Annotated in this window: 10 protein-coding genes; 7 read left to right on the forward strand and 3 right to left on the reverse strand. The window is 65.4% G+C overall.

Translation table 11 applies throughout. The annotated features are described in order from the left end of the window. Window positions 1-203: 203 nt before the first annotated feature. From fliE to B0G82_RS06965, 5 genes are all read left to right on the forward strand, one after another. Complete coding sequence (gene fliE / locus B0G82_RS06945; RefSeq protein WP_106284823.1) at window positions 204-539, forward strand: flagellar hook-basal body complex protein FliE; 336 nt, start codon at window positions 204-206, stop codon at window positions 537-539. A gap of 216 nt (window positions 540-755) precedes the next feature. Beyond that, window positions 756-1,190 (forward strand): flagellar export chaperone FliS, encoded by a 435-nt coding sequence (gene fliS, locus B0G82_RS06950; protein WP_106284824.1) that lies wholly within the window; start codon window positions 756-758, stop codon window positions 1,188-1,190. Further along, window positions 1,187-1,513 carry a flagellar protein FliT gene (locus B0G82_RS06955; RefSeq protein ID WP_106284825.1) on the forward strand — a complete coding sequence of 109 codons (327 nt, stop codon included), beginning with the start codon at window positions 1,187-1,189 and terminating at the stop codon, window positions 1,511-1,513. The genes fliS and B0G82_RS06955 overlap by 4 nt, the downstream gene beginning before the upstream one ends. A 91-nt stretch (window positions 1,514-1,604) precedes the next feature. Further along, on the forward strand, window positions 1,605-3,047 hold the full coding sequence (locus tag B0G82_RS06960; protein WP_121307030.1) for a flagellar hook-length control protein FliK: 1,443 nt from the start codon (window positions 1,605-1,607) through the stop codon (window positions 3,045-3,047). Next, on the forward strand, window positions 3,047-3,406 hold the full coding sequence (locus tag B0G82_RS06965) for an EscU/YscU/HrcU family type III secretion system export apparatus switch protein (RefSeq protein ID WP_121307031.1): 360 nt from the start codon (window positions 3,047-3,049) through the stop codon (window positions 3,404-3,406). The genes B0G82_RS06960 and B0G82_RS06965 overlap by 1 nt, the downstream gene beginning before the upstream one ends. Window positions 3,407-3,409: 3 nt before the next feature. Here the strand turns inward: B0G82_RS06965 and B0G82_RS06970 are convergent, their stop codons facing one another. After that, window positions 3,410-4,828 carry a coniferyl aldehyde dehydrogenase gene (locus B0G82_RS06970; RefSeq protein WP_121307032.1) on the reverse strand — a complete coding sequence of 473 codons (1,419 nt, stop codon included), beginning with the start codon at window positions 4,826-4,828 and terminating at the stop codon, window positions 3,410-3,412. Between the two features lie 108 nt (window positions 4,829-4,936). After that, window positions 4,937-6,622 (reverse strand): isovaleryl-CoA dehydrogenase, encoded by a 1,686-nt coding sequence (locus tag B0G82_RS06975; protein ID WP_121307033.1) that lies wholly within the window; start codon window positions 6,620-6,622, stop codon window positions 4,937-4,939. 307 nt (window positions 6,623-6,929) lie between these two features. On the opposite strand from B0G82_RS06975, the gene B0G82_RS06980 reads away from it, so the two are divergent. Next, a complete protein-coding gene (locus B0G82_RS06980; RefSeq protein ID WP_121307034.1) occupies window positions 6,930-8,561 on the forward strand; it encodes a GMC family oxidoreductase N-terminal domain-containing protein in 1,632 nt (543 codons plus the stop codon). A gap of 199 nt (window positions 8,562-8,760) precedes the next feature. Beyond that, on the forward strand, window positions 8,761-10,515 hold the full coding sequence (locus B0G82_RS06985) for an OmpA family protein (protein WP_121307035.1): 1,755 nt from the start codon (window positions 8,761-8,763) through the stop codon (window positions 10,513-10,515). A gap of 59 nt (window positions 10,516-10,574) precedes the next feature. On the opposite strand, the gene B0G82_RS06990 is transcribed toward B0G82_RS06985, so the two are convergent. After that, window positions 10,575-11,537 carry a LysR family transcriptional regulator gene (locus B0G82_RS06990; protein ID WP_116143742.1) on the reverse strand — a complete coding sequence of 321 codons (963 nt, stop codon included), beginning with the start codon at window positions 11,535-11,537 and terminating at the stop codon, window positions 10,575-10,577. Window positions 11,538-11,670 lie beyond the last annotated feature (133 nt).

The following is an 11,670-nucleotide window of genomic DNA, read 5'->3' on the forward strand; positions in this document are numbered from 1 at the left end:
CTGCCCGCTACCGCACCGAGGGTCGGCGGGCGCACGGACAGAGACTTTCACCCTTGAAATTATCCGCAGCGCGGCCCAACCCGATTGCTTGAATAGAGCCGGGTTTCCCCCCTAGTTTCGGGGCTTTCCCGTATGGCCCGCTGCTATGCTTTCATCCAGATCGGTACGGTTTGGCATGCCGGTCGTCCTTCCCTGGAGAAAACATGACTTTCCCCGTGAACGCGCTTTCGTCGGCGCTGCAACAGATGCAGTCGATGGCGGCGCAAGCGGCCGGCGGCAGTAATTCGGTCGCTGACACGTCGGGCGCGGCGACGCCCACCGGTTTTGCGTCGGCACTGAAAGCCTCGCTGGATAAGATCAGCGGCGATCAGACCAAGGCGGTCGGTGAATCGCAGGCGTTCGAGCTCGGCTCGTCGAACGTGTCGCTGAACGACGTGATGGTCGACATGCAAAAGGCCAACGTGGGCTTCCAGTTCGGTCTGCAGGTGCGCAACAAGCTGGTGTCCGCCTATAACGACATCATGCAGATGTCCGTGTGAACGCGAGTCGGGCGGCAACGCTGATCCGGCCGCCCGAACGCGTGCGAACCGTGTGCCCGGCGCGGGCTGTGGCGTTTGGCCCCTTAATCCTCCTTACACTGGCCTAAAGCTTTCCCGCTGCCTATCCGATAACCAGGTACAGGCAAAAATCGGGTGCCGCAACGTGCCCGGATGGGGTGCCACGACCAACCGCAGTGCAAGACAGGAGGAGCGCCGATGTTTTCCCCAGGACACTCTGGAGCCAATGCGTACGCACGCGTCGGCGTCGAGACAGGGGTGATGGGCGCGAGTCCGCATCGTCTGATCGTGATGCTGTATCAGGGCGCAAGGCAAGCGATCGCGCAGGCGCGCATGCATTTGCAGCAGGGCAATGTGTCGGCGCGCGGAGAGGCGGTCGGCAAGGCGATTCAGATCGTCGAAAGCGGGCTGCAGCAGTCGCTCAACCTCGAGGCGGGCGGTGAGATTGCGGAGCGGTTGAACGCGCTGTATAGCTATATGTCGCGCCGGCTGCTCGAAGCCAATATAAAACAAAGCGAGGCGATGCTGGTCGAGGTGGATGGTCTTCTGGCCACACTCGAAGAGGCATGGATCGGGATTGCCCCGGAGATCGCGCGGATGGCAGCCCAGCCCGCCGCGGAAAGCATGAGATGACATCGAACGCAGAATACTTCGCCCGTTACGAGGCGATTGCAGCGATTTCCTGCCGCATGCTGATAGCTGCCCGGCGCGCGCTGTGGAACGATCTGGTCCACCTGCAGGAGGAATACCGCCATCTGGTCGAGGCGTTGAGCGACGCGGAAACGGGCGTGAAGCTCGACGAAGCGGAGCGTCTGCGCAAATACGCGCTGATCCGTCAGATACTCGCCGACGACGCCGCGATCCGCGATCTGGCGAATCCGCGCATGGCCAATCTGTCCGCGCTGTTCGCCGGACGGCCGACACGCGTGCTCAAGGAACTGTACGGCGCGCGCTGAGTTGCGCCGCGCGCGTTCAGAGGCGCCTCTATTTATCCGGCTGACTGACTTTATTTGAGCGCGACGCCGCCAATGTGACCAAGGAATCGGCATGAAGGGGATCGACACGACTGTCGCTTCGGTGCTCGCGAGCCGGATCGATAGTCTGCTCAATATCGCGCCGGGCAGTGCGGCGGCTTCGCAGGCCGGCACGGCGGGCGTCGAAACCGCGCCGACCATGCCGGCGCTCATTGAGACGCCCGCGCCGCAGGCCTCCGCCCAGACCGCGCTGTCCGCCGTCGCGCTCACGCTCAATGCGATCGTGCGCTCGGGCGGCGAGGCGACGCCCGCCGTGATCGGCCAGACGCCGATCTGGCCGGCCGCGCCCGCGCTCGATGTGGAAGTCGACGCGTTGCCGCTTTTCGCCACGTCCTCTGCTGCAACGGCTGCTACTCCATCCGCCGACAATCCCAATGCCGCTGCCACCGCGGCCAGCGCCAATGTCGCGGCGGCCCAGGTGCCGGTCGCGGCGCTTGCGGCCGCGCTCGAACAGACCGTCGGCGATAGCGGACTCTTTTATGAAGCGCATCTCGCGCAATGGCTGGCGGGCCAGCGTTCGCCCGCTTCGCTCGCCGGCGAGGCGCAAAACAAACTCGTCGCGGCTGCCGCGCAACTGCCGCTCGATTGGGTGAACGACAGCGGCGAAACGTCGCCCGCTAATCCGTCCGACCGGCAGGGCATGGGTGCGGCGCCGAAAGGGTTCTCGAACGGTGGCGCGCAAGACGCGGGCGCTGCCGCTCGCGGGATGCCTTCGATCCCCAACGCGCAAACCGCGCGTTTTGTGGCCGGCGAGGTGCTGGCCAGTTCCCTGTCCGATCTGAACGGCCAGCCCGCGCATGCGAGCCTGCACGGCGCGACAGCGCAAACCGTCGACGGCGGCGCCTCGCAGAATGCTCAGTCGATGGCCGCCGCGGTTCATCCCGCGACGGTGCCGTTGGTGCGTCAGCAGCTCGATCTGCTCGCGACCGGGCAGTTTCGCTGGACCGGCGAAGCATGGCCGGGTGCCAAGCTCGACTGGACCATCGAACAGGAAGGCGACGAATGGGACCGCAGCGGCGGCGGCACGGCGAGCGAGGACGACCAGCCGTGGCGCACGCGCCTGACGCTGTCGCTGCCGACGCTCGGTACCGTCGATGCGGAGTTGACGCTGACCGGCACGCGGCTCGTCGCGCGCGTGCAGGCGAGTCCCGGCGGCGCCGCGCGTCTTGCGATGCAGGGCGAGAGCTTCCGCCAGCGGCTCGCGGCGGCGGGCATCCAGTTGAATGGCTTGACGATTCGCGAGATCGGCGGCGGCGCGCCCGCCACCGCCGCGAATGGCGCGGGCGCGGCAGCCGCTCAGGCGGCGGCGTCGGCGTATGCGCGGTCGGCTTCGGCGGCCAGTCCGGCCGATGCGGGCAGTGCAAACAGCGCGGCCGGCCCGGCAACGAACCGCACCGCAGGCGGACGCCGTCGCACCGCGGCCACGCCCCTCGACGATTTCGATTGGGACATGTGATGAGCCGCAAACATCGCCGCAGCGCGGCCGCGCTCGTCTACGACGCCCAAGCCAGTGATCCGGCACCGCGCGTGATTGCCAAAGGCTACGGCATGCTGGCCGAGATGATCGTGCAGCGGGCCAAGGAAGCCGGCCTGTACGTGCATGAAGCGCCCGAAATGGTCTCCCTGCTGATGCAGGTGGATCTCGACGCGCGCATTCCGCCGCAGCTTTATCAGGCAGTGGCGGAAATGCTCGCGTGGCTGCATCGGCTGGAAAGCGGCGCCGAGAATGAGCCGCCGGCAGCCGCGAGCACCAACGCGCCGGATGTCATCGACGTGGTGGCCACCGAAATCGAAGGCGGCCCGGCGACGCGTTGAGCGTCAGAACCGCATCATCAGTTTCAGCAGCGCGTTGACCCGTTTGCCGTACGGCGGCGAAATCCATCCGCGGGCGTTCAGACGCGCCTGCGTCAGCACCGGCTTCATCTTCGAGAACGTCACGAAGCCTTCGTAGCCGTGATACGCGCCCATGCCGCTCGCGCCGACTCCACCGAACGGCAGACTCTCGCACGCAAGATGCATTAGCGTCTCGTTGATCGCCATGCCGCCGGCGATGGTTTCGTGCGTCACGCGTTCGATGGTGGCGGCGTCGTCGGCATACAGATATAGCGCGAGCGGACGCGGCCGGGCGTTGATCCACGCGATCGCGTCGTCGAGCGTGTCGTAGGACACGATAGGCAGCAGCGGCCCGAAGATTTCCTCCTGCATCAGCGCGCATTCGTCCGGAGCGTCGGTGACGGCGATCAACGGAAAGCGGCGGCTCGTTGCATCGGGCGAACTGTCGGTGAGCGAGTGCAGCTGCGCGCCGGCGGCCTGGGCTTCGTCGGCGAGACGCTCCAGCCGCGCGAAGTGGCGCGCCGAAATGATCGAGGTGTAATCCGGATTGCCGGCGAAGTTCGGGTACATCTTCGCCATCCGCGCGCGTGCCCGTTCGACGAACGCCTGCTCCTTGCCGCGCGGCACCAGCACGTAATCCGGCGCGATACAGGTTTGCCCCGCGTTGAGCGTTTTGCCGGCGACCAGGTTGTCCACCGCGTTGTCGAAACGCGCATGCGCGCCGATGATGGCGGGCGACTTGCCGCCCAGTTCGAGCGTGACCGGCGTCAGATGCTCGGCGGCGGCGCGCATCACCTCGTGACCGACCTTGGTCGAGCCGGTGAACAGCAGGTGGTCGAAGGGCTGCGCGCTGAACGCGGCGGCGAGCGCGGCGTCGCCGTTCACCACCGCGACGTGATCGCGCGCGAAGGTTTGTCCGATCAACTGTTCGAACAGCGCCGAGGTGCGAGGCGTCAGTTCGGACATCTTGATGATCGCGCGATTGCCGGCAGTCAGCGCGCTGACAAGCGGTCCCACGGCGAGCAGCACCGGATAATTCCACGGCACGATGATGCCGACCACCCCGAGCGGCTGCGGCACGACCTTCGCTCGCGCGGGCAGCAGCCATTTGTTGGTGCTGCGTCGTTGCGATCTCATCCAGCGCTTGCCGTGTCTAAGCGCGCCGTCGATTTCCTCCTTCACCAGCAGGAATTCGGCGAGCAACACTTCCTGTTTCGAGCGATTGCCGAAGTCGGCGTTCATCGCCTCGGCAAGCGCGTCGCGATTGTCGAGCATGACTTTGCGCAGCGTTTTCAGATGCGCGGCGCGCGTCTCCCACGACGGATACGGCGCGCGCAGATAAGCGTGGCGCTGGTCGCGCAGCAGCGCTTCGAGCGCGGCGACCTCCGGCAGATCATTTTTCATGTGTGTCCACTCCCTGATGGATAGCGTTGCGCGTCGAATCGCGCTTTAATTGGATGTGCTTCCGCAGCCTTTGCTTAGCGGTGTGTTTGCAAGCGTGCGTGTTTAGCGTCAGGCGGGAAAGGCCCGTTCGATGATCGCCGCGTGATTGAACGTGGCCGGCAGCGTGCCGTACACGCGGCCGCTTTCGCCGCAGCCATCGGCGAGGCGCGTGGCAATAAACGCCTCGGCCACTTCGCCAGGCGCGTGTTTGAGCAGCAAGGTGGCCTGCGCGATCAGCACGACTTGCTGCGCGATCCGCCGCGCTGAAGCTTCGCGATGCTCGGCCGGTCCGTTGAGCGTGGCGGCGAGTTTGCCGAGTGCGGCGCTCAATGCCGGATGCGCTTGCGCGTCCGCTTGCCACGCGGCGAACAGCGCCTGCGCCGCTTCCGGCTCGCGCTCCATCGCGCGTAACACGTCGAGGCACATGACGTTGCCGGAACCTTCCCAGATCGAATTCACCGGCGCTTCGCGGTAGAAGCGCGCCATCGGACCGGTCTCGACGTAGCCATTGCCGCCCCAGACTTCCATCGCCTCGCCGGTGAATTCCAGCGCGCGCTTGCAGACCCAGTATTTCGCCGCGGGCGTGACGATACGGCGCCACGCGCGCTCGGCAAGCGAAGTGGAAGCGGCGTCGGTGGACTCCTCGAACGCGCGCGCGAGACGCATGAACAGCACCGTCGCCGCTTCCGATTCCAGAGCCAGATCGGCGAGCACGTTGCGCATCAGCGGCTGATCGGCGAGATGGCGGCCGAACGCACTGCGATGACGCGCGTGGTGAATTGCCTGCACGAGCGCCGCGCGCATCAGCGCCGCACTGCCGATCACGCAATCGAGCCGCGTGTAATTCGCCATTTCGATGATGGTCGGCACGCCGCGTCCCTCGTCGCCGATCATGATGCCGAACGCGTCGAGGAATTCGACTTCGCTGCTCGCATTCGAGCGATTGCCGAGCTTGTCTTTCAGACTCTGGATCTGCACATTGTTCTTGCGGCCGTCCGGCGCGAAGCGTGGGACGTAGAAGCACGACAGGCCTTCGTGTTCGTCGGTGCGGCCGAGCACGAGATGCGCATCGCACTGCGGCGCGGAGAAAAACCATTTGTGGCCGACGAGCCGGTAGGCGCCGCCGCAGCCGCTGCCGGCGGTGGCGTAGGCGCGCGTCTGATTGCTGCGCACGTCCGACCCGCCCTGTTTTTCGGTCATGCCCATGCCGATCATCGCGGAGGTTTTCTGCTTGAGCGGCAGATCGCGCGAATCGTGCTCGCGCGCGTAGAGCTTGTCGCGCAGCGTCGCGAATAGCGCGGGTTCGCGTTGCAACACGGGGATGCTCGCGAAGGTCATCGTCAGCGGGCAGAGCGAACCGGATTCGATTTGCGCATGCAGGAAGTAACCGGCGCAGCGCGCCACCATCGCGCCGCGTTGCGGATCGGAAAATGGCAGCGCGTGCAGGCCTTCGCGACGCAGCAGCGAGAGCAGCGTGTGCCACGAAGGATGAAACTCCAGCGCGTCGATGCGCTCGCCGCGCGGACTGTGCGTGAAAAGCTCGGGCTCGTGACGGTTGGCCAGTTCGGCGAGCGCGAGCGTCTCGGGCGTGGTGAGCGCCGCGCCGTGCCGCAGCAATGCACCGCGATGCCAACCGGCGCCGTCACGTTCGAGGGCGGCGGACAACGCGGCGTCGCTGGAAAAGAGGTTGTAGTCCGCCAGCGGCGCGACCTGATTGGTCACCTCGTGAGTCTGGCCGAAGCTGTGCTTTTCCATCTGCTGTCTCCGTTCAACGCATGCTCGCCGGCGTCGGCCGGCAGCGCGCTGTTTGATCGCCGCGTGTCATGCCGCGCGCTGAGAGGACGGCGCGTGCAACGCCGCGTTTGAATGCTGGGCGCAGCCGCCCGGCGGGCGTTAGCGCGTCTTTCATCATAGGGGCGCGGCGGCCCTTCCGTTTAGAGGAATCGCTCTGCCGTAGAGGCGCCGCACCGTCCGAAGGCTCCCTACAATGCCGATGAAACACACGTAGACAAGTGTGCACGAGACAGGGCGTGCGAGCAACGCGGCCCATCAGGAGGAGCGGATGCAATACGACTACATCATCGTCGGTGCAGGCTCGGGCGGCTGCGCGCTGGCGAGCCGTCTCGCGGACAGCTGCCCGGACGCCACGATCGCGCTGATTGAAGCCGGACCGCACACGGACCGCAATCTGTTGGTCAATATGCCGGTCGGCGTGGCGGCGGTGGTACCGCACAAGCTCAAGACCAATTACGGTTATCTGACCACGCCGCAACCTGGGCTCGGCGGACGGCAAGGGTATCAGCCGCGCGGGCGCGGCTTCGGCGGATCGAGTGCGATCAACGCGATGATTTACACGCGTGGCCATGCGCTCGATTACGACGAGTGGGCGGAACTGGGCTGCGAAGGCTGGTCGTGGGCGGAGGTGCTGCCGTATTTCCGCCGCGCCGAAGGCAACCAGCGCGGCGCCGATGCATGGCATGGCGACAGCGGCCCGCTGACCGTCGCCGATCTGCGCTATCAAAATCCGTTTTCGCGGCGCTTCGTGCAGGCAGCGATGGAAGCCGGCCACAAGCCGAATACCGATTTCAACGGCGCGGATCAGGAAGGGATCGGTTTCTACCAGGTGACGCAGCGCGACGGACGCCGCTGCAGCGTCGCGCACGCCTATATCTACGACCGCGCGCGTCCCAATCTGCATACGATCGCCGACGCGACGGCGCTGCGCGTCACTTTCAACGGCAAGCGCGCGAGCGGCGTGGAGATCGTGCGCGGCGGCCGCACGGAAACGCTCGAGGCAGGCGGGGAAGTGGTGCTTGCCGCAGGCGCATTCAATTCGCCGCAACTGCTGATGTGCTCGGGGATCGGACCGGCTGCGCATCTGCAGTCGCTTGGCATTTCGGTGCTGCACGACGCGCCGGAGGTCGGCCAGAATCTGATCGACCACGTCGATTTCACCATCAACAAACGGGTTTCGTCGATCGAGCCGACCGGCTTTTCGATTCGCGGCATCGCGCGAATGCTGCCGCAGTTCGTCACGTTCATGCGGCACGGGCGTGGCATGCTGTCGAGCAATGTCGCCGAGGCGGGCGGTTTTCTGAAGAGCAAGCCGACGCTCGAGCGGCCGGATCTGCAATTGCATTTCTGCGCGGCCATCGTCGACGATCACAACCGTCACATGCACTGGGGTCACGGCTACTCGCTGCACGTGTGCGTGTTGCGGCCGCACAGCCGCGGCACCGTGACGCTCGCGAGCGCCGATGCGCGCACCGCGCCGGTGATCGACCCGCGTTTCTTCAGCGACCCGCGCGATCTCGATTTATTGGTGGACGGCGCGCGGATGGCGCGGCGTATTCTCGACGCGCCCTCGCTTGCGTTGCACGGCGGCAGCGAGTTGTACACGCATCCTGGCCAGTCGGACGAGGAGTTGCGTAGCACGATCGCTGAGCATGCCGACACGATCTATCACCCGGTGGCCACATGCCGGATGGGCGGCGACGCGCGCTCGGTGGTCGATCCGCAGTTGCGGGTGCGCGGCGTCACGGGGCTGCGGATCGTCGACGCTTCGGTGATGCCGACGCTGATCGGCGGCAACACCAATGCGCCGACGGTGATGATCGGCGAGCGTGCGGCGGATCTGATCGCGGCGGCCCGTTGCGAGCCGCAAGCGGAGTTGCAGATGGCGCCGATCAGTTGAACTGGCATGGCGGCGAAGGCCGCCTGTGCGCTCGGCGAGATGTCAGATTTTGCCGCCAAATATAAGACAACTTGAGCGAACGTCTGCCAATTCGTCATAAATTGTGCCGTTTCGTTTATGAGATTTCCCGAAACCTATAATCGCGCCGCAAAAAGGAGCGCGTCAGGTGACGCGTTCGGGAACTCAAGGAAGCGAAGCGATGAGCATCAACGCAATTCAATTGATTCAGTCCGCCATGACGGACGGTGTGGTGCGGCAGCTAGCGGGGCGGCTGGGGCTACCGGCGGACGCGACTCAAAAGGTGCTGTCCGTCGCGGCGCCGACGCTTGTCGCCGGTCTGATGCAAAAGGGTGCGACGCTCGACGGTGCGCGTTCGCTGTTCGCCACGATCCTCTCGCCGGAAGTGAACGGCCATATCGCCGAACAACTGCCGCATCTGATCGACAGCACGAATGGCTTGAGCCGACTGGAAATGACCGGGCGGCAGTTGCTCGAAAGAACACTGGACCGCCGCGTCGACGCGCTGAGCGACGAAGTCGCCTCGCAAACCGGCGTGCCGGCGCACGCCACGCATGCCATGACGGGCATCGTCGGGGCAACGCTGCTTGGCTTGCTGAAGCGCCATTGTCTCGAAGGTCAGGGCAACGCCGGACAACTGCCCACGCTGCTGGGCCATCAGTTGCCGGTCATTGCACCTTATCTGAACGACCGCCTGATGGCCGCGCTCGGTCTGGGCGGCGTCGGCGCGTTTGCCGGCAACATTCTGGCGCAACTGAAGGCTGTTTCGTCACACATCGATCATCCGACGCCCGCGGCGAAGCCGGTCGCGGACGCCTTGTCGACCATTCACGTGCCCGCGGGCGCCGTGGTGCGCGAAGAACGCCGTTCGCACACGTGGCTGTGGTGGCTGCTCGCGGCAATCGCGGCGGTGCTGGCGTTTCTGTTTTTGCGTGGCTGCCAGAGTGAGCAGAACGCCAGCCGCGCCGCAGGGCACAACAGTTCCGAAGCAGCGGTTAGCGTGCAACCGGCTTCGGCGCCTGTTCAGGCGTCGGCCGCTGCGGCGGCCGCCAGCGACGTGGCGGCGTCGGCTCCCGCCGCCAGCGCCGCAGCGCCCGCCAGTTCGGCGAGCGACGCGCAGCAACCCGCCGCCGCACTCGCGCCGACTCAGGACAGCCAGCTCAGCTTCACCGTCGACTCAGCCGGCAAACCCACGCTGACCGCCACGGTGGGCAGCGAAGCTGAAAAGACGCTGCTGATCGATCAGTTGACGAAGCGCCTCGGTCAATACAACTTCGTGCCCAACATCACGGTCGATCCGGCCACGAAACCGGCCGACTGGCTGGCGCATTTCGACAGTCTGTTGCCGTTGCTTTCGCTGCCCGGCGCGGAAGTGAAAGTGGTCGGCACGCACATCGAACTGAGCGGCGCTGCCGCGGACAAGAAGCTCGGCTGGCTCGACAAGCTGAAGTCGCTGTTCGGCACGTCGTATCAGATCGGTTCGTTCGACGTCGCGCACGCCGTCGCCGATGCCAACGATAACTTCCGCAGCGCGATCAAGAACCTGCTCACGCCGGATAGCTCGTGCGCCGCAGCGGATGTGGTCAAGGTGCTGAACCTGCAGGTGATCAACTTCGCGAGCGCCAGCGCGCATGTACCGGCTTCGGCGGTGGATGATCTGAAGCAGTCGGCGCGCGTGCTGAACGCCTGCGCCGGCAACGGCAAGACTGCGCGTCTGGAAGTGGCAGGCTATTCGGACAACGTCGGCGGCGAAGGCGCGAATCTGCAGTTGTCGAAGCAACGTGCCGAAGCGGTGCGCGCGTACCTCGTCAAGACAGGCGTGCCGGCTGATTCGCTGTTGGCGCAAGGCTATGGCCAGGCGCGTCCGGTGGCGAGCAACGACACGGCGAGCGGCCGCTTTGCCAATCGCCGCATCGAGTTCGTCGCGCAGCAGTGATTGCGGGCTGAACCCATCGCGTAAGACATGCCGCCCGGTTTGCGCCGGGCGGCACTGCCTCACTCGGCGGGACGTGCCGTAAACGGTGTCGTGATACCGGTCACGCCGATACCCGGCCCGAGCATGAAATCGTCGGCGGCCTGGCCGGGCAGCGCCTCCCGCGCGACTTCGAGCCACGCGCGCGCGGCGTGTGACAGATAGCCGTCGCGACGCCAGCCGATCGCCATTTCCCATGGAATCTCCGGTTCCACCACCGGTCGGCAGGTGAATTGGGCGGGGTCGAGACGCCGGCAGTACGGCGCCGGCAACAGCGCAATGCCGACTCCGGCCAGCACCAGCGCCGCCATAAAATCCCAATGCCCGCTGCGTCCGACAATGGTCGGCGCAAAGCCGGCGGTGCGGCATGCGTTCAGGACGACATCGTTGAGAGCCAGACTTTCGCCGTAGAACACGAACGGCTCGTTGGCCAGTTGCGCGAGCGGCACCTCATGCAGCTCGTCCCAGCTCGAGCCCGTGCGTGCGACGAGCCACAGCAACTGACGCGTCATGGGCAGCACGTCGATATTTTCCGGGTCGACCGGCTGCAGCACGCCGCCTAATTCCAGTTCGCCGTTGATCAGCGCGGTTTCAATGGCGCGCGAACCCTGTTCGAACAGCTTGAGTTCGATTTTCGGATAGCGCTGGCGAAACATCGCGATGGCCGGCGTGAAGAGCGAGCCGCCCATGGGCGGAATGCCGATGGTGAGTTGGCCGCGGCCGAGCGTGTCGAGATCGTTCAGTTCAGCCTGCAGTTGCGCGTGCGCCGCCAGCACGTCCTGGCCGCGCTGATAGACGATCCGGCCGGCATCGGTCAGCACCATCTGGCGCCCGTCGCGCAGCAGCAGCGGCGAGCCGATTTCATCTTCCAGCGACTTGACCATTTTGCTGATGGTCGGCTGCGTGACGAACATCTGCTCGGCCGCGACGGTGAAACTCTGCTGACGCACCACTTCGACGAAATACCGCAGCGCACGTAGTTCCACGATCTCTGGCTCCAGAATTCCAAATTGGAATGATCCGGATGATTGTAAGTCAATATATTTATATTGCAGAGAGCGCGGATGCGGGGACGCGGCCGCCAATTCAAGATACGCCCGGCGGCAAGCGGAATAACAT

The sequence above is a fragment of the Paraburkholderia sp. BL17N1 genome (genome assembly GCF_003634175.1).
Classification (GTDB): Bacteria; Pseudomonadota; Gammaproteobacteria; order Burkholderiales; family Burkholderiaceae; genus Paraburkholderia.

Excerpts from the sequence above, each read along its gene's own strand:
- fliS (WP_106284824.1), top strand. The coding sequence starts at position 756 with ATGTTTTCCCCAGGACACTCTGGAGCCAATGCGTACGCACGCGTCGGC.
- B0G82_RS06985 (WP_121307035.1), top strand. The coding sequence starts at position 8,761 with ATGAGCATCAACGCAATTCAATTGATTCAGTCCGCCATGACGGACGGT.
- B0G82_RS06955 (WP_106284825.1), top strand. The coding sequence starts at position 1,187 with ATGACATCGAACGCAGAATACTTCGCCCGTTACGAGGCGATTGCAGCG.
- B0G82_RS06965 (WP_121307031.1), top strand. The coding sequence starts at position 3,047 with ATGAGCCGCAAACATCGCCGCAGCGCGGCCGCGCTCGTCTACGACGCC.
- B0G82_RS06975 (WP_121307033.1), bottom strand. The coding sequence starts at position 6,622 with ATGGAAAAGCACAGCTTCGGCCAGACTCACGAGGTGACCAATCAGGTC.
- B0G82_RS06980 (WP_121307034.1), top strand. The coding sequence starts at position 6,930 with ATGCAATACGACTACATCATCGTCGGTGCAGGCTCGGGCGGCTGCGCG.
- fliE (WP_106284823.1), top strand. The coding sequence starts at position 204 with ATGACTTTCCCCGTGAACGCGCTTTCGTCGGCGCTGCAACAGATGCAG.
- B0G82_RS06960 (WP_121307030.1), top strand. The coding sequence starts at position 1,605 with ATGAAGGGGATCGACACGACTGTCGCTTCGGTGCTCGCGAGCCGGATC.
- B0G82_RS06970 (WP_121307032.1), bottom strand. The coding sequence starts at position 4,828 with ATGAAAAATGATCTGCCGGAGGTCGCCGCGCTCGAAGCGCTGCTGCGC.